The organism is Rhizobium sp. rho-13.1 (assembly GCF_007000305.1).
Taxonomy (GTDB): Bacteria; Pseudomonadota; Alphaproteobacteria; order Rhizobiales; family Rhizobiaceae; genus Rhizobium; species Rhizobium rhododendri.
The window spans coordinates 434,037-455,288 of record NZ_SCFL01000002.1 but is presented as its reverse complement, the minus strand read 5'-3'; the positions used below and the strand labels follow the sequence as shown (position 1 = coordinate 455,288).

Sequence of the window (21,252 nt, the reverse complement as noted above, 5' to 3'; positions counted from 1 at the left end):
AGTAGACCTCGCTTTTCAAAAGAATTCGACCGTGTTTTCGACAGGCCTGGCTGCAACGACCGGACGGCGCTCAAGATCGACCGTCTTCTTGGTTTCGGCACCGGTCAGCGGATATTGCCGCGCCCGACCCGATACCGGCCAGAATTCAACCTTGCGCCCGTGGTCGCCCCCCGTGCTGGAGCCGACGACACGAATGCCTTCGTCACGCAGGAACTGCACGGCAAATGCGGCATTCTGTTCGCCGACATTCGAGAAGGTCGCAATCGTCTTCGCACCCCCAAATATCTTGGCTTCCAGCCGATCGCGGCGGGCTCCCTGCTTAAGGAGCCCGTTGATCAGCAATTCCATGAGATGGACGCCATAGCGCGTCGCATCTCCGCCGGTCATCGGCGAGCCGGCATTGCCCGGCAACAGAAAGTGGTTCATGCCGCCGACACCGGCGACAGGATCACGCAAACATGCAGCCACGCACGAGCCGAGAATGGTCGACAGCACCGCATCCGGGTCGCTGAGAACCTTGTACTCGCCTTGTATGATGTGCACGCGCCGGACTGCACCCTCGGTGATCATTTCAGGGCTCCAAACACAGCCTCGATAGCCGCCTTCATCTTCTCGATGGTAAAGGGCTTGGCGAGAACGTTGTTTGCACCCAGGGCCGCCGCCTTCTGCACCAGGGCACGGTCGCCCTGCGCGGTCAGGATGATGAACGCGGCTTTCTTGGTGGCCGGATTCGTCCGGACCGCCTGGAGCAAGCCCAGGCCGTCCATCTTCGGCATGTTGAAGTCAGAGATGACAAGATGATGGGGCTGCTGCGCCATGATCTTCATCCCCTGTTCGCCGTCGCCAGCCGACGTGATTTGCTTGAAGCCGAGTTGGGTCAAGGCATCACTCAAGAGTAGGCGGCTGGTGACCTGATCATCAACGATCAGGACTTTGATTTTCTCCGCAAGAGACATTATTCGCTCTCCTTTCGGGCGGCTGTCATTTTCAATATTTCGTCACCGATGGCAGACAGTGCAAGCTGCTGCTCAACCGCGCCAAGTTCGTGTGCAACTCTTGGCATTCCGTAAACAACGCAGGTTTTTTCGTTCTGTCCGATGGTTCTTGCACCAGCATGGCGCATTTTTAGTAAACCTGCGGCCCCGTCACGACCCATCCCGGTCAGGATCACACCCACGGCGTTGCGCCCGGCCAGTTCTGCAACCGAATCGAACAGAACGTCTACGGAGGGCCGATGACCGTTTACCGGATCGCGGTCGATCAGACGGCAATGCGGCGCCGAGGCACTGGCGACCTGCAGATGACGCTCGCCACCGGGTGCGAGATAGATCTTGCCGATCTCCAGCCGTGCACCGTCAGTCGCTTCCTGCACCACCGGTGCGCAGAGACGGTTCAGCCGCTCGGCAAAGCTTTTGGTGAAGGTCTGCGGCATGTGCTGGGTAATAACGGTCGGCGGACAGTTTGCCGGGAATTTCTGCAGGACGGCGATCAGCGCCTCTACACCACCTGTCGACGAGCCGATGGCAACGATCTTCCGGCCGACCCGGAAGTCGGCGACGGCAGTTGGCGTTACCGGAGCCTGGCGGGCCGCCTGGCTGGCAAACTGGCGCTGCGAGCGGGCCGCAGCCTTCACTTTTTCGACGAGATCGCCGAAGGGGTTACGCTCGCCGGCGACAGGTTTGCCGACGCAATCGAAGGCGCCGATCTCCAGTGCCGCGAGGCTCGCCTCGGCGCCCCGGTGTGTCATGGTCGATACCATGATCACCGGCATCGGCCTAAGCTTCATGATCTTCTCGAGGAACTCCAGGCCGTTCATGTTCGGCATCTCGATGTCGAGCGTGATGACGTCGGGATTGAGTTCCTTGATGGCGGCACGGGCCTCCAGGGCATCGCTCGCCTGGCCAACGACGTTGACCCCGGGATCGGAACTGAGGATCGCCGTGATCAGACCCCGCATGGTGGCGGAGTCATCAACGACAAGGACGCGGGCCGGAGCGCTCATGACTTGTTCCCCGCGCCTTTGCCGATATAGCGGTAGGTGGTGATGCCGATATTGTCGAAGACGTCCTTGGCCGGGCCGGACACGCGCTCGGAGTGGCCGATATAAAGATGCCCCTTGTCCGGCAGAAGACCGGCGAAGCGCTGCCAGATTTTCACCTGGGTCGGCTCGTCGAAGTAGATGACGACGTTGCGGCAGAAAATGACGTCGAAATTGCCCTTGAACGGCCATTGTGCCATCAGGTTCAATTCGTTGTAGGTGACCAGCCGCTTGACGCGATCGTCGACCTGGAACTTCCTGCGGCCCTGGATCTCGACTTCCTGGAACCATTGCTTGCGCATCGCAGGCGAGACCGTCTCGAGAGCCGCTTCGTCATAGGCGCCGGTGCGTGCGATAGCCAAGATCTTCGGGTCGATGTCGGTCGCCAGGATCCGGAAATCGTAATCCGCGGCGTTCGGCATCAACGACAGTACGGTGAGCGCGATCGAATAGGGCTCCTGACCGTCTGAACTGGCTGCCGACCATATCCGCACCCGGCCGCCGGCCTTGGCACGGGCGAGCAGGCCCGGCAACACTTCTGTGCGCAGATGGTCGAAGTGATGATTTTCGCGGAAGAAGCGGGTGAAATTGGTGGTCAGGTGCGACAGCATTTCCCTGCGGGCAGCAGCTCCGGCAGGCGACGACACGAGCTGACAATATTCGCGAAAGCCGGAAATGCCGAGATTGCGGATATGCTTCGACAGCCGTGAGTAAACGAGCGATGCCTTGGTCTCGTTGAGCGAAATACCGGCATCTGCGTAAATCATCGCGGCGACTTCCATCAGGTCCCGGCGTGTCAGCGGATATTCACCACTGGCAAGGACTTCATCGGGCGACTGCCGGCTTTCTGCAAATCCCATAACACTCATGCTGCTTGGCTTTCGATGTCGGGGAACAGGGTTTCGAGTTCGATCAGGCAGATCATCCGACGATCGATCGACAAGATCCCGCGGGCGAACTGCTTCTGCAGGTCGGACGCCATTTCAGGCGTCGGCTGGATGATGTCTTCGTTGATCGTCAGAATGTCGGAGACGGCCTCGACCAGCAGGCCGACCGTGTGCCTTCTCACCTGCGTCACGATGATAACGTGGCGGACGCTCGGTTCGGACGGCCGCATGCCGAGGCGGGCGGACAGGTCCATGATCGGCAGCACGACGCCGCGCAGATTGATGACACCGAGGACATAGGGTGGAGCGTACGGGATCCCCGTTGCCGGCGTCCAGCCGCGGATCTCTCGTACCGACATGACATTGATGCAGAATTCCTGATCGCCGATGCGGAAGGCGATCAGTTCGCGCATACCTTGTGCTGCAGCCTTGAGCGGTTGGGACATGATCTTACCCCGCCGCCGCGTAGGACATCTCGGCCTTCAGTGCCTGGCCGCGCGAAGCCGCCACGACGGCATCGACGTCCAGGATCAAGGCCACGCGACCGTCGCCGAGGATTGTCGCTGCCGCGATACCCGGGACATGGGTGTAGTTGGCCTCGAGGCTCTTGATGACGACCTGGCGCTGGCCCTGGATGGCATCGACCATGAGCGCGCGCTGCCCTCCGCCTTCCGATTCCACCAGCAGTGCGACGCCCTCGACCGGGTTGGCCTGGGTGGCACGGAAGTTCAGGATGCGGCCGACGTCGATCAGTGGGCAGAAGGAATTGCGGATCGAGATCAGGCGATGGTTGGCGCCGAAGGAGTGGATGGCGGCGGCTTCCGGCTGCAGGGTTTCGACGATAGCGGTCAAGGGCACGACGAGGGTCTGGCCGGCAACAGTCACCACCATGCCATCGAGGACTGCGAGGGTCAGCGGCAGGCTCATCGTGAAGACGGAGCCGTGGCCCGGCTTGGACGTGATGTTGATACGGCCGCCCAAGGCCTGGATGGAGCGCTTGACCACGTCCATGCCGACGCCGCGACCGGAGATGTCGGAGATCTTGTCGGCAGTCGAGAAGCCTGGAAGGAAGATCAGGTTGTCGATTTCCTCGTCCGTCAGATTGGCGTCGGACGGGATCAGCTCGTTCTCGATAGCCTTCTGGCGGACACGTTCGCGATTGATGCCGGCGCCATCGTCGGCCAGTTCGATCAGGATGCGACCGGAGCGGTGCTTGGCCGTCAGGCGGACGGTGCCCTCGGGGTTCTTGCCGAGCGCAATGCGCTTTTCCGGGCTCTCGACGCCGTGGTCGACGGCGTTGCGGATCATGTGGGTCAGCGGCTCGGCGAGCTTGTCGATAACCGTCTTGTCGACTTCGGTATTTTCCCCCTCGGTGACGAGACGGATCTGCTTGCCGGTCATGTCGGCGATTTCGCGGACGATACGCGACATGCGCTGGAACACCGGCTTGACCGGCTGGGCGCGGATCGCCATGACCGAGTCCTGGATCTCGCGGGTGAGCTGCTGCAGCTCCTCGAGGCCCATATTGATCGACGATGTGCCGTTGCTGTCGTTCTCGACGACGCTCTGTGACAGCATTGCCTGGTTGATGACCAGTTCGCCGACGAGATTGATCAGCCTGTCGACGCGGTCGAGGTCGACGCGGATGGTCTGGCCGGCGGCGACGGTGCTGTTGGCACCGGCTGCATTCGCAGCGGCGGCCGGCGGCTCCCTCTTTTCAGCGCGGGCAGCGGCCGAGGCGATGGGCGTGACATTGCTTGCGGTGTCCGCAGCCATGACAGCGGCGGCGGCCGGCGTGGACGCCACTTCATCGTCTGCGGGTGCAACGTCGTCATCAAGCGACGAGAGATCGAACGGCACCGGTATCATCGGAAGTTCTTCCGCCGAGACGGCTGCGTCGAGATCTTCAGCGACCTTGATCTCCAGTTCGCAGTCCCATTCGGCAAATTCGAATACGGTACGGACCGCGTCTTCGCCCCTATCGGTCTTGATCGAGATCGTCCAGCTGAAATAGGCGCCTTCCGCATCGAGATCCTGCAAGGCGGGGAGCGTCTGCATGTTGCAGCGGATGCTCATCTCGCCTAGTCGCGACAGGTCGCGCAGCAGGAGCGTCGCGTCGTTGCCCTTGGCATATAGCTCGTTGCGAGGCTTGAAGCTGATATCGTATTGCGGCAGCTCGGCCACTACGTCCTCGGCGCCGTCGAACTCGTCGAAGGTAAAGGGCACAGGCTGGAAGCCGCTGTCGTCGCTCGGTGCGGGCGCAGCAACGGGAGCAGCAACCGCGACAGATTTGGGCGCGGGTGCCTCGTGATGGTGCGACGAGGCGGAGGGCATGACCCCCTGAGCCAGTGCTTCGAGTTCCTTGACGAGGCCACGGCTTCTGCTCTGGTCGACGGTACCGCCGTCGCGGGCGACGTTGGTGAGGTCGGCGAGCACATCGGCCGCCTTCAGCATGACCTTCAGAACGTCCTGGTTCGGCTCAAGCTTGTTGGAGCGGACGCAATCGAGCGTCGTCTCGAAAACGTGGGCGAAGGCAACAAGGTCTTCGAGACCGAAAGCCCCTGCCCCACCCTTGATGGAATGAACGGCACGAAAGACGGCATTGACGGTTTCCGGATCGCGGTCGCCATCATTCAACTTCAGAAGACCCGATTCCAGTTCGGCGAGCTGTTCTTCGCACTCTTGGAAAAAAATCTCTTTGATTTCGTTCATATCCATCGGAAGAAATCCTAATTAAGCGGTTACACGCTCGATAGCATCGATCAGTTTGACCGGGTCGAAGGGCTTGACGATCCAGCCGGTGGCGCCGGCCTGGCGTGCGCGGTTTTTCTTTTCCGCGTCGCTTTCCGTCGTCAGCACCAGGATCGGGATGGCGCGGAACTTTTCGTTGCGGCGGACACCTTCGATGAAGCCAAAACCGTCGAGACGCGGCATGTTGATGTCGGTGACGATGACGTCAGGATTGGCGCCTTCCAGCACTTCCAGGCCTTCGATGCCGTCCTCTGCCTGGATCGTTTCGAAACCGGCATTGTTGAGGGTGACGAGCAGCATGTTTCGAATTGTCCGTGAATCATCCACGGTGAGCACTTTTTTCTTCATTGCCGGATCTCCTTTGCGAGCAGGTGATCTATGTTGACCCCGATCAGCTGCATGGTTTTCTGAAATGCATCCGACACCTTCGAAAAGGTGAAGGAAAGCTTGTCCTCTTCCCAGGTCTTGGCAGCAGCCATGATCACCTGGACGCAGAGGGCGCCGACCCGTTCGACGCCGGAGGCGTCGACCACAACATTGTTTCCACGTAGCCCCATGAGCTTGCTGCGGAGCGTCGAGGCCTCGTTGAGGTCCAGCACTGCCACCAGGCTGATCTTTTTGTCTGCCTTCTTCGCTGCCATTACTGCCTTCCTTGTCGGTTGAATTCTGTCTTCGACGCATGCGGCCGAGAGGTGCGATCGTCAGTAAACACTCCGGTCACCCCCGAAGCCTGCGACCCGCAACGGGAAATCGTAGTGATCCCCGGCTGCCCCTTCGCCGAGCGGTGCGACGGGCTTGATGTCCGGGCGTACCGGCGCAACCCTGTCGCTGGAAAACTGCTTCTGGCGCGCCACGCGGAATTCGCGGATCGTCTGGCCGAGCTCGACCACCACCGTGTGGAGGTGATCGGCCTCATCGCCCGAACTGCGGGCAAGGCTGCTCGATGCGGCGACCTTCGTGCCCAGCATGTCGACTTCTGCGGTGACCGCGCGAAGGTCGGCTGCCTGTGCATCGGTCGCATCGGCGATACCCGAGATGGCGTCGTTGATACCGGTAACCTGGAGGACGATGCCGCCGATGGCATCCTGTGTGCGGCCAACCATCTGGACGCCGGCAACGACCTGCGCCTTGGTGCCGGTCACCAGTGTCTTGATCTCGCGGGCGGCCTCGGCGGAGCGCTGGGCTAGAGCCCGCACTTCCTGGGCGACGACAGCAAATCCGCGGCCTGAATCCCCGGCCCGGGCTGCCTCGATGCCGGCATTGAGGGCGAGCAGGTTGGTCTGAAAGGCAATCTCGTCGATGCTGCCGATGATCTGGCCGATCTTTTCGGCGGAGGTCTCGATGTCAGCCATGGCGGCAATCGCCTCGCCGACAATCTGGCCACTGTCTTCGGCGGCCTTGCGCGTCTTGACCGCTTCCCGCTCGGCCGAGCGCGTCGTCGCAGCATTGTCGCGCACCTGATCTGCCAGCCCGGCCAGAAGCCGTGCATTGGCGATCAACTGCCCGGCGTGGTCGGCGGCTGATGTATCGAGGCTGCGGCTGTCGACGGCGATGCGGTCTGCGGCGGTCTCTATCGTCTGCACACGGGCGGAGAGCGAACCGAATTCACCCTGTATGGCTTCGAGCGTCGTGTTGAGCATTGCGACAAGCTCGGCATAGGCTTCGGGGACGTCGGTCGGTGCGCGCACCGTCAGGTCACGTTCACCGAGACCACTGATGACATCGGCGAAGATGGCGCGGGCCTCGGCCTGGTCGGTGACGCGCTGCTCTGCCAAGGTGCGCTGGTGCTGGATGCGCATTTCATTGAAGCGCAATGACACGGCGATTTCGACGTCGACCATGACAAGCCTGACGAGGCTCGCCACGAGTTCGGCAGATTCCCGGGCACGGCGCTTGCCGGCCGGCAACATCGAACCACCGGCGAGATCGCCGATGACGCCCGCCAGCAGATGTTCCAATATGACACCATGGCCGGCAACGTGCCAACGCGGGTCGAGGCCCATCTTGCTCTCGGAATCAGCGAGGACTTTGACCCGCTCGGCATAGAGACTGTCGAAGCGCGCATCCGTCAGCACATCCCAATGGGACGATTGCAGATCGTGCAGCCGCTCGAGCTGCGCTTCGCTGGTGAAATTTCGTGCCGCATCGGGCATGGACTGGAAGCGGTGGAAGAGATCGCGCAGGCCCGCTTTCAGATGCGACTGGAGCATCGGGCGGTGGCGGCGGAGCGCTTCGCACTGGTCGGCATCGAGGCCGGCAAAGCGCAAACGATCGCGAAGGCTGCCTGCCTGCGTCCTTTGTCCCTGCTCTGGTATCGAGTCCTGTGTCAAAACCATTCCCGCCGCGATGCCGGGACGAATGTCCCAGCGGAATTATGCAATCGTTCAATATCAACGGTCTGCGATGGGGCACGGGCATTGGGGATCTTGAGACCCGACGGCAATGCGCGACGCGTTCATCTAGGTTGAAACTGTCTAGGAGAGATCCGGGCCAATATCCGGTACGAGGGGGCGGCGTCATGCCTGGTGGGGAGGAGCAATATCTTCCCATTCCGACGTGTAACTCAATGTTTATGGTTAATTCCTTGCTTGAAGGTTAACACACCGTCGAAGATGAGCGCATTCGAATAAATCTTTTATGCGGCGAAGTATTATTGCTGCTAGAGTAGAGCCACAAGTCACACGCAAGGTTGACGGCCTAACTGTAAAGTCAGAGTCACGTCCACGCCCCTTTGAGGTAAGAGCAATGATTGTTCTTGGTCTGAGCGCTACGCTCATTGCCAGCATAACGCTGTTTGCATTCACCATTTTGAGCCGCATCGACGACTCGCGGCAAAAGGTTGCCCTCCGGGTTCTTTAAGCAAGCTTCGCAAACGCAACTTCAATAATATCGCGATCTGCCACGCGATGGATATTCGATACGTTGTCGGAAGCCGACGCATTTCCTCGTGGCAGCGAGCCACCTGTCCCAATATCTTGAATGAAACCTTCAGGCGTTGACAGGATTGATTGCCGGCTGGAAAGTATCGTCAGCTTTCTTCGCAGTCGAAGTCGCTCGAAGGTCTAACTCCTACCCTGGTGGATGCTTCACTTCCGCAAACCGACGGTCCATCCAAGCGGATCGATGTTGGTAAAGACGACGCCGCCGTCTTCTAGAGCCAGTTTAAGCTGTGCTTCGGTGGCGCGATGGATGTCGTGCCGGGCGCCTTCGTAGTCGCGTATGGTGCTGCGCGAGACGCCGGCTTTTTCCGCAAGGTCGCTTTGCGTCCAATCCAGGAAGCCGCGCGCCGCACGACAATGCGCGGGCGTCAGAATAGCTGGCTTACTGCCTTGATTCACGGCTCAAAAATACCCATATTGGTCACTCTAGACCATATATGTCATATTATTTACAGGATTTCCAGCCGGGGGACACCACGATGCCGCACGACACACCTTTGATCTCAACGATCGTCATGGGTCTCGTGCTGGCTTTCATCTTCGGCGCCATCGCCAACAAGCTTCGCATGCCGCCGCTGGTCGGCTACCTCGTCGCCGGTGTCCTTGCAGGCCCCTATACGCCGGGCTTCGTCGCCGACCAAGGGTTGGCACCCGAGCTTGCTGAAATCGGCGTCATTCTCCTGATGTTCGGCGTCGGCCTGCATTTTTCGCTGAAAGACCTGCTGTCGGTGCGCTTCATCGCGGTTCCGGGAGCTCTCGTGCAGATCGCCTTTGCCACACTGCTCGGCTGGGGGCTCGGCGAATTGATGGGCTGGTCGCTCGGCGGCAGTCTCGTCTTCGGCCTGGCGCTGTCTGTCGCCTCTACCGTCGTGCTGCTGAAGGCGCTGCAGGAGCGTCGTCTCGTCGAGACAGAGCGCGGCAAGATCGCAGTCGGCTGGCTGATTGTCGAGGATCTGGCGATGGTTCTGGCGCTGGTGCTGATCCCCGCCGCCGCCAGTATTTCCGGCGATGGTCATGCGCCGGTCGAGCCGCTTTCCGCCGCTGTCAACAGGCTGTTCGATCTCGATCTCGGAATTGGCGGCATCATCGGCATGACCTTGCTGAAGGTGGCGCTGTTCGTGGCGCTGATGCTGGTCTTCGGGCGCCGCGTTATTCCGTGGATCCTGCATCGCACCGCCCATACCGGCTCGCGCGAACTTTTCCGTCTTGGCGTGCTGGCGATTGCGCTCGGCGTCGCCTTCGGTGCGGCCAAGCTGTTCGGCGTGTCGCTGGCACTCGGCGCCTTCTTTGCTGGCATGGTGCTTGCCGAAAGCGAACTCAGCCATCGCGCCGCGCAGGAAAGCCTGCCTCTGCGCGATGCCTTCGCGGTGCTGTTCTTCGTCTCGGTCGGCATGCTGTTCGATCCCAGCATCCTGCTGGAGCATCCGCTGCTGGTGTTGGCGACGGTGTTCATCATCGTGGTCGGCAAGTCTGCCGCCGCCTTCCTGATCGTGCTGGCATTCCGCAAGCCGATCGGCACGGCGCTGACGATTTCAGCAAGTCTGGCGCAAATCGGCGAATTCTCCTTTATCCTCGCAGCAATGGGCGTCGAACTCCGCCTGCTGCCCGAGCAGGGCCGCGACCTCATCCTTGCCGGCGCCATCATCTCGATCATCCTCAACCCACTCGTCTTCTATGGCTGCGGCCGGCTCAAGCGTCGTCTCGATGCCAAAAACAGCTCGTTGCAGGACGCCAGTGCTGAAGCGGATGCAGCGGCACAGACGCACGCTGCGGAAGAGGAGGTGCCGGTTATCGGCGCCGAGCGGGACCCTGGCCCGACGACACTCACCGGACATGTCGTGGTCGTCGGGTACGGCCGGGTCGGCAGCATCGTTGGCCAGAACCTCCTGTCTTCCGGTACACCATTCCTGGTCATCGAAGATGCAGAAAAACGCGTCATCGACCTCAGGGACAGCGGCATAGAGGCAATTTCCGGCAATGCTGCCTCTGCGGAAGTTCTGGGGTTCGCCAATCTCACCGCCGCCCGCAGCCTCGTGATCGCCATCCCGAATGCCTTTGAGGCCTGCAGTGTCGCCGAACAGGCGCGCAGCCTCAATCCATCAATCCTGATCGTCGCGCGGGCCCATTCTGACGCCGAGGTGGACGAACTGACGCGCTATGGCGCCGATACCGTCATCATGGGCGAGCGGGAAATTGCGCTGGGGATGGTTGACCGGCTGCGTCAAGTGCATCATGACAGGCCTCTCTATGAAGATGCGCCGTCGGCTGATAGAATAGCTGACACGCTTGTAACTGCACGTGAATAGGTCGTTTAGCCCTTGAGCCTGTCCGACGACGGCATTGCCGACAGCGAAGAGATGAGACAGCCTCGCGGCGCGGTGCCCCGCGTGATGGCGTCGTTGATCGTTGCTTTCTTTGCCTATCTGGGTCTTGCCCTCGGTGGCGGCTTTGCAACGTTCGCCAGTACAGAGACCAACAATTTTTCTGCGGCCAAGGGCAGCCAGCAGCCTCATTACATCACCCAGCGCGACAATGCCCGGGGCGTCGTCGCTGCCGAGCGCAGTGCCGAGCCCAAGGCCAGCTGGCATGATGGCAACGCTGCGCTGCTAGCCTTCGCCACGCCGATCCACATTTTCGACGACGACGCCGGGTGCCTGCCACCGCTGGCTTCATCGCTTTCCGGGCCCGGCAACGTCCGCGCCTACCTGGCCCGTGGCCCGCCGGCTGCTTCCGCCTGACCGAACGCGCGCTTCGGCGCATCTCCCTTTACACCAGACACACGCGCCAGCGCTTTTCCCGCTGGCAAACGCGTATTCAAGGATAGACATCATGCGCACCTCTCCATGGCTCGTGTTCACCTACTCGGTGATCATCGTGCTTGGCATGCTCATCGCCCTGCCGAACGTCCTGCCGCAATCGGCTCTCAACCGCATTCCCGCCTGGCTGCCCCATAGCCAGGTCGCACTCGGCCTCGATCTTCGCGGCGGCTCCCACCTCGTTCTCGAAGTCGACGAAGGCGATCTGGTGCATGAACGTCTGCAGACGCTTGTCCAGGATGCCCGCCGCGTGCTGAGGGCGAAGAACATCCAGACCAAGTCGGTCGTCCAGAATGCGACGCAGGTCGTCATTGCGCTCACCGACCCGTCGCAGAGCGACGCGGCCGTGACCGAGCTGAAGACGCTGGCAAACACCATCACCACCGGCATCAGCGCCGGGCAATCCGACCTCAACGTGGCCTCGAATAACGGCATCATCACGCTTGCCTATTCGCAGGTCGGCATCAATGCCAACGTCGATGCCGCCGTCCAGCAGAGCCTCGAGATCATTCGCCAGCGCGTCGACCAGGTTGGCGTGTCCGAGCCGACCATCCAGCGTATCGGCAACAACCGCGTTCTCGTGCAACTGCCGGGCACCCAGGATCCTTCGCGCCTGCGCGAATTGCTGGGTTCGACGGCGAAAATGTCGTTCCACATGCTGTCTGACAGCGGCGACATCACCAACCCCGGCCCTGGCGTCACCGTCATGAAGGACGACAAGGGCAACAGCTATGCGATCCAGGATCGCGTCGAGCTCTCCGGCGACCGCCTCGCCGATGCCCGCGTCTCGTTCGACCAGAATACCCACGAACCGCTGGTGACGTTCCGCTTCGACAGCGCCGGTGCCAACCGCTTTGCTGAAATCACCCGTGCCAATGTCGGCAAGCCATTTGCCATCATTCTCGACAACAAGGTGCTGAGCGCGCCGGTCATCCGCGAACCGATCACCGGTGGCTCCGGCCAGATCTCGGGCAACTTCACCGCCGAAAGCGCAACCACGCTGTCGGCTCTGCTGCGCGCCGGCGCCCTACCGGCCAAGCTCACCGTCATCGAGGAGCGCACGGTAGGCGCCGATCTTGGCGCCGATGCCATCAAGATGGGCATCTATTCAGGCCTCGTCGGCTTTGCCCTCGTCGCCCTGTTCATCTTCGTGCTTTACGGCACCTGGGGTATCCTTGCCAACGTCGCCCTGCTGATCCACACGATCCTGACCTTCTCGGCCCTGACGCTTGTCGGCGCCACGCTGACGCTGCCGGGCATCGCGGGTATCGTCCTCGGCATCGGCCTTGCAGTCGACGCCAACGTGCTGATCAACGAGCGTATCCGTGAAGAGACCCGCAAGGGACGCGGAGCCTTTGCCGCTATCGACAACGGTTTCCGTCGCGCCTACTCGACCATCATCGACGGGAACATGACGGCGCTGATTGCCGCCGCCATCCTGTTCTACTTCGGCTCTGGCCCGGTGCGCGGCTTCGCCGTCACCATGGGTCTCGGCCTGATCATCTCGATGTTCACCTCGGTCGCCTTCGTGCGCGTCGTGATGATCGCCATCGCCCGCCGTCGCAAGCTGAAGGTCATCAACATCCAGTCGATGTTCCGGTTCTCACCCTATGACCGGCACATCCAGTTCATGAAGGCCCGCTTTTTCGGCGTCGCAGTGTCGGCGATCCTGTCGCTCGCGTCGATCGGACTGTTCATCTATCCGGGCCTCAACTACGGCGTCGACTTCCGTGGCGGCATCCAGATGTCGGTGAAGACGCAAGGGACGGCCGATCTTTCGACGTTCCGCGAAGGCCTGAACACACTCGGCCTGGGTGAAATCACCCTGCAGTCGTTTGGCGACAAGAACACCATTCTGGTCCGGGCCCAGCGCCAGGATGGCGGCGAGGAAGCCCAGACGGCAGCAGTTACAAAGCTGAAAGCCGAAGTCACCAAGATCGACCCGACAGCAACGGTCGAAGGCACCGATGTCATCGGCCCGAAGGTTTCGGGCGAACTGGCTTGGGCCGGCATCCTGTCGGTGGTTATCGCCAGCTTCGCGATGCTGTTCTACATCTGGTTCCGCTTCGAATGGCCGTTTGCCGTCGGCGCCATCGTGACCTTGGTGCTTGACGTCACCAAGCTGGTGGGCTTTTTCGCTATCACCGGCCTCGACTTCAACCTGACGGCCATCGCCGCGGTGCTGACGATGGTCGGCTACTCGGTCAACGACAAGGTCGTCGTCTACGACCGCATGCGTGAAAACATGCGTCTCTACAAGTCGATGCCCTTGCGCGAGATCATCGACAAGTCGATCAACGAAACCCTCGCCAGAAGCCTTTACACCAACGCTACCGCATTCCTGGCGCTGGTCCCGATGGCGATCTGGGGCGGCAGCGCCGTGTCGAGCTTCGCCATTCCGATGGTGTTCGGCATCCTCGTTGCCGGTGCATCGTCGATCTTTATCGCGGCGCCGATCCTGCTGTTCCTCGGCGACTGGCGCACCCGCCACCGCGCAGTTACCGTCGCAAACGACGCCAAGGCAGCAGAAGCCGAAGCGGCCAAGCCGAAGAAGCAGCTTCCGGCAGCGGAATAAAAAAGAAAGGGCGCCCCGGCAGGAGGCGCCCTTTTTCTTTACTCCATAGCCGGATCAGATCTTTGGACGGTGCAGCGGCAGCCCCGGCTTGGGCGCCGGGATGCGCTCGATGGCGCCGTGCTCCTGTTCGGTGATCAGCACCTGCTTGCCATCGACGGTGAAGGCGACGTTGCTCGGCAGCGTGCCGTTCGTGCGGATATGGCCAGAGAGCTTGCCGGACGTGTCGATCAGGCAGATGTCGCCCTGGCCATACACGGCGCAGTACAGTGTATCGTCGCGATCGAAGGCCAGTCCGGCAGGTCCCTTCAGGCGCGTCCCCATCGGCGAGCGCAGGGCGTGGGCAAAGATTTCCTGCCGGCCGCCAAGCACCTGGCGGTAGATATTCCCCGTCAGCATCTCGCTGTAATAGAGCAAGCCGTTCGAATCGAAGGCAATGCCGCTCGCCAGCAGCAGACCCGCAGCCAGCGACCGGAGCACGCGCCCGTCGGCGGGATCGATCTGGTAGATGCAACCATTGTAGGGCGCATTCAAAAAGTCCGGCCGGATTGTTTGGCCGATGACGAGATCGGCAATCCGAACGCCGGCGTCGCTCATGTACAGAAGCCCGTCCGGACCGAAGGCGAGATCACGCGGCAGGACGAAGGGTCCCGTCTCGCTGCCTTCGATCATCTGCAGCATACGACCTTCGGGCGACAGGCGAACCAGCGAGTTTTCCGGACCGCCAGCCACCCAGAAGCAGCCATCGCCATCGACAGCCAAGCCTGACGGACGTCCTCCCGGTCGGCAGATTTCCCGGCGTTGGCCGTGCGGTGCGATTACCGATACGCACCGGCGGCCGTCTTCCATCTCGACATATGCGATGCGCCCATCCTGCAGTCCGACCGGCCCGTCAGGCTGGTGCAACCCGACTGCAATCGTCTCATTCATTCCGACGCATCTCCCGGGGTACGCAATAACATTAAAGACATTGCTAACCTTTCCGATTCGTTAAGTAAACGATAGCCGACCGCCGTCCCTCTGGGCATCGTTGCGTCAAACAGACCCAAGCTCGCTTGACAGTTTTCGCCGATTCAGAACATTTAACGAACATTCGGGCAATCTAATGGTGCTCCGAAAATCTTCGGAAACTCAATAACGGCATGGCAGCGGCCGCTCCGGAGCAATAGAGGAGAGCCGATGAACGCCGCCTATCTGGAAAAACTCAATCCCGAGCAGCGGCTGGCCGTCGAGCACGGCACCGACATCGACGGAAGCCATGTCTCCGGACCCCTGCTGGTGATCGCCGGTGCCGGCTCCGGAAAGACCAACACGCTCGCCCACCGCGTGGCGCATCTCATCGTCAAGGGCGCCGATCCGCGCCGCATCCTGCTGATGACCTTCTCCCGCCGGGCTGCTGCCGAGATGGGCCGCCGCGTCGAGAAGATCTGCGCCCAGGTGCTCGGCCCGAAAGCCGGGATCATGACGGACGCACTGGCCTGGAGCGGGACATTCCACGGCATCGGCGCGCGCCTGTTGCGCGACTATGCCGAACAGATCGGCCTCGACCCGGCGTTTACGATCCACGATCGCGAAGATAGCGCCGACCTGATGAACCTTATCAGGCACGACCTCGGTTTTTCGAAGACCGAGAACCGCTTTCCGACCAAAGGCACCTGCCTTGCCATCTATTCGCGCGCGGTCAATTCCGAGACGCCGCTGGACCAGGTTCTGCGCGATGTCTTCCCGTGGTGCGCCACCTGGGAGAATCAGTTGCGGGAACTCTTTGCCAGCTATGTCGAGGCGAAGCAGGTGCAGAACGTCCTCGATTACGACGACCTGCTGCTCTACTGGGCGCATATGGTGCATGAGCCGCTGATCGCCGAAGACATTGGCAACCGGTTCGACCATGTCATGGTCGACGAATACCAGGACACCAACCGGCTGCAATCGTCGATCCTGATGGCGCTGAAGCCCGGCGGACAGGGCCTTACGGTTGTCGGCGACGACGCCCAGTCGATCTACTCCTTCCGCGCCGCGACGGTGCGCAACATCCTCGATTTCCCCACATCATTTTCGCCGGCCGCCCGTATCGTCACGCTCGACCGCAACTATCGCTCGACGCAGCCGATCCTTGCCGCCGCCAACGCCGTCATCGATCTCGCCTCGGAGCGCTTTACCAAAAACCTGCGCACCGAGCGGACATCGGCACAGCGCCCGAAGCTGGTGACCGTTCGCGATGAGGCCGACCAGGCCCGCTACATCGCCGACATGGTGCTCGAGAACCGCGAGGGCGGGACAATTCTCAAACAGCAGGCGGTGCTCTTCCGGGCCTCGCACCACTCCGGCCCGCTGGAGATCGAACTGACGCGGCGCAACATTCCGTTCGTCAAGTTTGGCGGCCTGAAATTCCTCGACAGCGCCCACGTGAAGGACATGCTGGCCGCACTGCGCTTTGCCCAGAACCCGCGCGACCGCGTGGCCGGTTTCCGACTGATGCAGCTTCTGCCCGGCGTCGGGCCGTCGACAGCACAAAAAGTGCTCGACCGGATGGACGACGAGGCGAGCCCGATTACCGCGCTGACCGAAATCCCCGCCCCGCCTCGCAGCGGCGATGACTGGACCAGTTTTGTCGAGACCTTGCAGGCGGTGAAATCGGGCAAGGCCGGCTGGCCGGCTGAAATCGGCCTGGTGCGGGAATGGTATGCGCCACATCTGGAGCGCTTGCACGAGGATGCAGCGACACGGCAGGCGGATCTTCTGCAGCTCGAGCAGATCGCCTCGGGCTATCCCTCGCGGGAACGTTTTCTGACCGAACTGACACTCGACCCGCCGGATGCGACGAGCGACCAGGCCGGAGTTCCGCTGCTCGACGAAGATTATCTCATCCTCTCGACCATCCATTCCGCCAAGGGCCAGGAATGGACCAAGGTATTCATGCTGAACGTCATCGACGGCTGCATTCCCTCGGATCTCGGCGTCGGCACCAGCGCCGAGATCGAGGAGGAGCGTCGGCTGCTCTACGTGGCGATGACCCGCGCCAAGGACAATCTAGACCTGGTGCTGCCACAGCGCTTCTTCGTCCACGGCCAGAACGCCCAGGGCGACCGCCACGTCTATGCCAACCGCACCCGCTTCATTCCTGCGACGCTGCTACAGTTCTTCGAAGTCTGCGGCTGGCCCACCGCCCGCTCAGACTCACCCGCCGCGCAGCAGGCAAGGCAGATCCGGGTGGATGTCGGCGCGCGGATGCGAGGGATGTGGCGGTAGCGGCGGTCCCTCATAGCGGCGCCAAGACCAAGTGGAATGTTCCGTTCGACGTCTTCCGGATTGAGTTTCCATTGCCGTCTATAACGCCTCTGACCATGCGGCGCATGTTGGAGAAGCCAGCGAAGGTCACCGTATCCACCGGTTCATCAAGCCGGATAGAGACGGAATAATATTTCCCCGTGGAGGACAAAGCGTTGATCGCGCCTTTGAAAACCTGTCCAAGATACCGCCCCTGCACCCTTTGACGCAGGAAAAAAGGCGCAGGCACTGCCTTTGCCAGGCGTGCCGACAGGGTGTTCCAATCGCGAGCATCGGACTGATGCGCAATCACCTCGAGTGCCTGGCCATGACCCAAACTTAGACCCTGGAGAGCTAAGGCGGTCTTCAGTTTATTTGCTTGCGCTTTGGCTTCCGCGATGGTTCTGACAGTCATGACGGGCTCCCCATGCCACTCAGGCCTATCCCGCCCGTGAGCCTACGCGTTTTCAAGGCAGCAGACAGCACCAGCAGAGCGACAATCGCGGTGAGACTATCTGCCAGCGGATAGGCGAACCAGATAAGATCGGCGCCCCCTATCGCTGCAATAACCGCGATGAGCAACGGCAGCAGCACGAACGGCTTGGCTACCGTCAGCAAGCCCGCCAGCGCCGGTTGGCCCACGGCCTGGAAATACATTCCGAAGACAAAAATCGGTCCTGAAACCAGATAGAACGCCGCCATAGGCCGAAAAAGCCTTCCGGTTTCGGCAATCACATCGGGATTTGAGACAAACAATGCGCCGACCCTACCCCCGGCGCAGAGCAGAAAAACTTCCACTGCAAAACAATAGACCAATACGGTTGTCGCCGCGATCCAAAGGGCCTTGTCGGCGCGGGCGGAGAAGCCGGCACCAACATTGTTGCCGACGACGCTCTGCATAGCCACCGCGATCGCCATGATCGGCAAAAACGCGAAACCGAAAACGCGGGTCACGATGCCATAGGCGGCGATGGATTTCTCGTAATCTACGCTGATGCCGAGACGCAGGGCAAGAAGCACGGCCGTTCCCGAAAGTGCTATGCCTATGAAACCCAGACTGACCGGCGCTCCTAGCGCCAGCAGCCGTCGCCATTCCCCTGTCCAGCGGTTCCGCCAGAGGCTCCCAAGGGGCATCATCCCGTCGACAAACGGGCGCAAGCCGACCAACAGTCCCAACCCTATTGCCTGCGCGAGTATCGTGCCGAGCGCCGATCCAGCGATCCCGAGTTCTAGCAGCACGATCATGAAGTAGTTCAGCACAATATTGATGAGCGTCACGGCAAGCGACATGAGCGCCATCAACCCCGCTTTTCCCTCGTTCCTCCAGGCATCGGCGTGAATCCCCAACAGGAACTGCACCGGAGTTCCGAATATGCTAATCGCCAGAAAGACCCAGACCATTTCCGCAACCGATCTGTCGGAGCCGGCACTTCGCAAGGCAAAGCTCCATCCTCCCGCCAGAAATATCAGGATCAGCATTGCGGCGATGAGCAGGGCAAGCCCATGGGCGGCCGCAAAGGTCGCGGCAGCGGCCTGGCGGGCAGCGGCGCCAAGCTGGCGAGCCAGGAAACTGGACATCCCGGCGCTGACGAGCGTGGAGAGGGCAATGGTTAGCATGAGCACGGGGAAGGCGATGCCGACCGCTGCCATGGCTTTCGTGCCGACGAACCGACCGAGGAATGCGGCGTCGACGATACCAAGAAGCCCATTCATCAGCATGATGGCAGCCATGGGCAAGGCGGTAGCGGCAAATATTTTGTGCACAGGCGCAGTCAGAAATAGGTTGTCGTCAGAATGTCCTGTGGACATTGCTCACTCCTCCAGAGAGGCATTTCGGCTGAGGATGGGAGCCCGCATTGCCACCACCGAAATGCTTCGAGGGTGAGGATAATCTGTCTGCCGAACTTCACCGTGACTTGCGTCTGCAGGCGGCAGGTGTTCGTAACCCGTGCCACTTCAATCACTGCGGGAAATCTTTGTCAACGAGCCAGTTTCCGGGGGACTTCGCTTCAAGAGCCGCGGAGGGGTGCCGGGGCTCCGAATTCTGGCGGATTTAGCCGACAAGCTTTGGTGTGCCTCACACTGGTCTGGAGAGCAGGCCCGTGGCCAGTGCCTGAAACGCGTCGATGGCCTTCGGGAGGACGGTCTCGGCATCTTCACTTGCAGCGACCCACAACGCGGCATTCAGCGCAGCCCCGCTGAGAAGTCGGGCAACCGCTTCGGCATCCAGGGGCTTGAGTATCCCTTTTTCCATAAGCCTTTGCACCGCCTGCCTTGTCACATCGAGGCAGTTGTCCTGACTGGGCCATTTCGATGGGTCTCCGAGGACAGCGGGGCCGTCCAGCAGAACAATCCTTTGAACCTCGGGGTCAAGCGCCATCTGGATATAGGCCGTCGCCTCCGCGAGCAGACCCTGCCACTCGTCTGATTGGGCCGCACCAATCGCCTTGGCCCGTTGCGCCATCTCTGAATCAATCTCGTTGACCACGGCGGCGAGCAGTCCGCGCTTGTCTCCGAAGTTGTGGTACAGCGCGCCGCGCGTCAGGCCAGCATCAGCCGTCAATTCGTCCATGGACGCGGCGAAATAGCCTTTTTCCGCAAACGCCTTGCGCCCGGCGGCAATGAGCTTGCCGCGGTTTTCTTCCATCGTCTCGGCGCGCCGCTTTGCCATTCATCATTCCAATTTCACATACGTACCGTATATAGATTGACATACACGTCGTATGTCATCTACTTTCGCATACGCAACGTATCTCAAATTGTCCGCCGTGGGAAGCCTGATGGCGAAGCTCCCACGGTGGCCAGAAGGAATAAAATGACCACGCGAAACGCAATATTTCCACCTCATAGACATGCGCTCTACGAAGCACACGGCTATTCGGCAGCGATTCAGTCCGGCGACCTGCTGTTTGTCTCCGGCCAGGTCGGCAGCCGCATCGACGGGACACCTGAACCCGAATTCCAGGGCCAGGTTGAACGTGCCTTCGAGAACCTGGCTGCCGTGCTCAAAGCAGCGGGCTGCACCTTCGAGGATGTGATGGATGTCACGACGCTCCACACCGATCCGCAGAACCAGTTCGACACCATCATGCCGGTCAAGCAGCGCTACTTCGGGGAAAAGCCTTATCCAGCCTGGACTGCCGTCGGGGTGACATGGCTCGCCGGCTTTGATTTCGAGATCAAGGTGATCGCGCGCCTGCCGGCAAAGGCTTAGATTCGACCGCGGTGTTGTCTCACTGCTGATACGAACCCGAAACCGGCGATGGCTGCCAGGGCTGCGGGCAGCCATCGCGAATTGCGACCCTTGCCGAGGACGGGCGCGCGAATGCGGGCATGTGGCGGCAGCGGTCAGACTTTGCCCGCACTCACCTCTGCGACGATGGCATCGATATCGGCGATCACCTCACGCAGGTAACCGATCTCGGCCCGTAACCGGTGCTGCCCGTGCTTAAGCGCCGATCGTTTGGTGATGCCGATGTAGGGAGCCGCCCAGTCGTTGATGCGATTGGCTTCCGCTAGCTGCGCTTCGAGCGCCTTCAACCTGATATCGAGGAGGCGCGGCAGTTCGGCGGCGCTGGCGGGGTCGAGCCGGATCAGGGCAAGGTCGAACGGGTCGTGTTTGTACCAGATGTCGGTGAGGCCCGAACGGCGGAGATCGGCGAGAACGCGCCGACCCTCGTCAGTGATCTCATAGATCTGCCGCACGGGGCGATTGCCATCACGCTCTTCGCTGATCTGACGAAGAAGCTTCTCCTCCGCCAGCCTCGACATTGCTCCGTAGACGGCTCCGACCGATATGTCGGTCCAAAGTGATACATAGCGGTTTTCGGCTTCTAGCCGGAGCCGATGGCCATGCATGGGCCCGAGCAGATCGAAGGACGACAGAATGAACAAGCGAATTGACGACATCTTACTCTCGCGATACTACTCTCGCAGGAGTATTCCCCTGCATCCCGATTTGTCGGGTATCTTTTCAAGGAGT

Annotated in this window: 20 protein-coding genes; 5 read left to right on the top strand and 15 right to left on the bottom strand. The window is 61.1% G+C overall.

Annotated elements, in window-relative coordinates:
- Positions 1 to 15 precede the first annotated feature (15 nt).
- The 10 genes from cheD to EQW76_RS08600 form a co-directional block, all read right to left on the bottom strand.
- A complete protein-coding gene (gene cheD / locus EQW76_RS08645) occupies positions 16 to 570 on the bottom strand; it encodes a chemoreceptor glutamine deamidase CheD (RefSeq protein WP_111216786.1) in 555 nt (184 codons plus the stop codon).
- The gene (locus EQW76_RS08640; protein ID WP_111216784.1) at positions 567 to 956 is read right to left on the bottom strand and encodes a response regulator; all 390 of its coding nucleotides are present in this window, start codon (positions 954 to 956) and stop codon (positions 567 to 569) included. The genes cheD and EQW76_RS08640 overlap by 4 nt, the downstream gene beginning before the upstream one ends.
- Positions 956 to 2,002, bottom strand: coding sequence for a protein-glutamate O-methylesterase CheB (gene cheB / locus EQW76_RS08635; RefSeq protein ID WP_142823992.1), 1,047 nt, complete (start codon positions 2,000 to 2,002; stop codon positions 956 to 958). The genes EQW76_RS08640 and cheB overlap by 1 nt, the downstream gene beginning before the upstream one ends.
- Positions 1,999 to 2,907, bottom strand: coding sequence for a protein-glutamate O-methyltransferase CheR (gene cheR / locus EQW76_RS08630; RefSeq protein WP_142823991.1), 909 nt, complete (start codon positions 2,905 to 2,907; stop codon positions 1,999 to 2,001). Before cheR ends, cheB begins: the two co-directional genes overlap by 4 nt.
- The gene (locus EQW76_RS08625; RefSeq protein ID WP_111216778.1) at positions 2,904 to 3,371 is read right to left on the bottom strand and encodes a chemotaxis protein CheW; all 468 of its coding nucleotides are present in this window, start codon (positions 3,369 to 3,371) and stop codon (positions 2,904 to 2,906) included. The genes cheR and EQW76_RS08625 overlap by 4 nt, the downstream gene beginning before the upstream one ends.
- A gap of 4 nt (positions 3,372 to 3,375) precedes the next feature.
- Positions 3,376 to 5,643 carry a chemotaxis protein CheA gene (locus EQW76_RS08620; RefSeq protein WP_142823990.1) on the bottom strand — a complete coding sequence of 756 codons (2,268 nt, stop codon included), beginning with the start codon at positions 5,641 to 5,643 and terminating at the stop codon, positions 3,376 to 3,378.
- 15 nt (positions 5,644 to 5,658) lie between these two features.
- Positions 5,659 to 6,024 carry a chemotaxis response regulator CheY1 gene (cheY1, locus tag EQW76_RS08615; protein ID WP_111216774.1) on the bottom strand — a complete coding sequence of 122 codons (366 nt, stop codon included), beginning with the start codon at positions 6,022 to 6,024 and terminating at the stop codon, positions 5,659 to 5,661.
- Positions 6,021 to 6,317: an STAS domain-containing protein gene (locus EQW76_RS08610; protein ID WP_111216772.1), complete on the bottom strand. Its 297-nt coding sequence runs from the start codon at positions 6,315 to 6,317 to the stop codon at positions 6,021 to 6,023. Before EQW76_RS08610 ends, cheY1 begins: the two co-directional genes overlap by 4 nt.
- A 60-nt stretch (positions 6,318 to 6,377) precedes the next feature.
- Positions 6,378 to 8,012 (bottom strand): globin-coupled sensor protein, encoded by a 1,635-nt coding sequence (locus EQW76_RS08605; RefSeq protein ID WP_142823989.1) that lies wholly within the window; start codon positions 8,010 to 8,012, stop codon positions 6,378 to 6,380.
- Between the two features lie 750 nt (positions 8,013 to 8,762).
- Positions 8,763 to 9,014: a helix-turn-helix transcriptional regulator gene (locus tag EQW76_RS08600; protein WP_142823988.1), complete on the bottom strand. Its 252-nt coding sequence runs from the start codon at positions 9,012 to 9,014 to the stop codon at positions 8,763 to 8,765.
- A gap of 80 nt (positions 9,015 to 9,094) precedes the next feature.
- Here EQW76_RS08600 and ybaL point away from each other — a divergent pair, with 80 nt between their 5' ends.
- The 3 genes from ybaL (at position 9,095) to secD (ending at position 14,006) form a co-directional block, all read left to right on the top strand.
- Positions 9,095 to 10,921: a YbaL family putative K(+) efflux transporter gene (gene ybaL, locus EQW76_RS08595; RefSeq protein WP_142823987.1), complete on the top strand. Its 1,827-nt coding sequence runs from the start codon at positions 9,095 to 9,097 to the stop codon at positions 10,919 to 10,921.
- A gap of 12 nt (positions 10,922 to 10,933) precedes the next feature.
- The gene (locus tag EQW76_RS08590) at positions 10,934 to 11,353 is read left to right on the top strand and encodes a hypothetical protein (protein WP_142823986.1); all 420 of its coding nucleotides are present in this window, start codon (positions 10,934 to 10,936) and stop codon (positions 11,351 to 11,353) included.
- A 91-nt stretch (positions 11,354 to 11,444) separates the two neighbouring features.
- On the top strand, positions 11,445 to 14,006 hold the full coding sequence (secD, locus tag EQW76_RS08585; protein ID WP_142823985.1) for a protein translocase subunit SecD: 2,562 nt from the start codon (positions 11,445 to 11,447) through the stop codon (positions 14,004 to 14,006).
- A gap of 54 nt (positions 14,007 to 14,060) precedes the next feature.
- Here secD and EQW76_RS08580 read toward each other — a convergent pair whose 3' ends face one another.
- Complete coding sequence (locus EQW76_RS08580) at positions 14,061 to 14,933, bottom strand: SMP-30/gluconolactonase/LRE family protein (RefSeq protein ID WP_142823984.1); 873 nt, start codon at positions 14,931 to 14,933, stop codon at positions 14,061 to 14,063.
- A gap of 249 nt (positions 14,934 to 15,182) precedes the next feature.
- On the opposite strand from EQW76_RS08580, the gene EQW76_RS08575 reads away from it, so the two are divergent.
- Positions 15,183 to 17,252, top strand: a complete 2,070-nt coding sequence (locus tag EQW76_RS08575) for an ATP-dependent helicase (RefSeq protein ID WP_142823983.1) — start codon at positions 15,183 to 15,185, stop codon at positions 17,250 to 17,252.
- A 10-nt stretch (positions 17,253 to 17,262) separates the two neighbouring features.
- Here the strand turns inward: EQW76_RS08575 and EQW76_RS08570 are convergent, their stop codons facing one another.
- The 3 genes from EQW76_RS08570 to EQW76_RS08560 form a co-directional block, all read right to left on the bottom strand.
- Positions 17,263 to 17,685 carry a glyoxalase superfamily protein gene (locus EQW76_RS08570; RefSeq protein ID WP_142823982.1) on the bottom strand — a complete coding sequence of 141 codons (423 nt, stop codon included), beginning with the start codon at positions 17,683 to 17,685 and terminating at the stop codon, positions 17,263 to 17,265.
- Positions 17,682 to 19,079: an MATE family efflux transporter gene (locus EQW76_RS08565; RefSeq protein ID WP_142823981.1), complete on the bottom strand. Its 1,398-nt coding sequence runs from the start codon at positions 19,077 to 19,079 to the stop codon at positions 17,682 to 17,684. Before EQW76_RS08565 ends, EQW76_RS08570 begins: the two co-directional genes overlap by 4 nt.
- 268 nt (positions 19,080 to 19,347) lie before the next feature.
- Positions 19,348 to 19,941 carry a TetR/AcrR family transcriptional regulator gene (locus tag EQW76_RS08560; protein WP_142823980.1) on the bottom strand — a complete coding sequence of 198 codons (594 nt, stop codon included), beginning with the start codon at positions 19,939 to 19,941 and terminating at the stop codon, positions 19,348 to 19,350.
- Between the two features lie 144 nt (positions 19,942 to 20,085).
- On the opposite strand from EQW76_RS08560, the gene EQW76_RS08555 reads away from it, so the two are divergent.
- Positions 20,086 to 20,484 (top strand): RidA family protein, encoded by a 399-nt coding sequence (locus EQW76_RS08555; protein WP_142823979.1) that lies wholly within the window; start codon positions 20,086 to 20,088, stop codon positions 20,482 to 20,484.
- 134 nt (positions 20,485 to 20,618) lie between these two features.
- Here the strand turns inward: EQW76_RS08555 and EQW76_RS08550 are convergent, their stop codons facing one another.
- On the bottom strand, positions 20,619 to 21,179 hold the full coding sequence (locus tag EQW76_RS08550) for a helix-turn-helix transcriptional regulator (protein ID WP_142823978.1): 561 nt from the start codon (positions 21,177 to 21,179) through the stop codon (positions 20,619 to 20,621).
- Between the last annotated feature and the right edge of the window lie 73 nt (positions 21,180 to 21,252).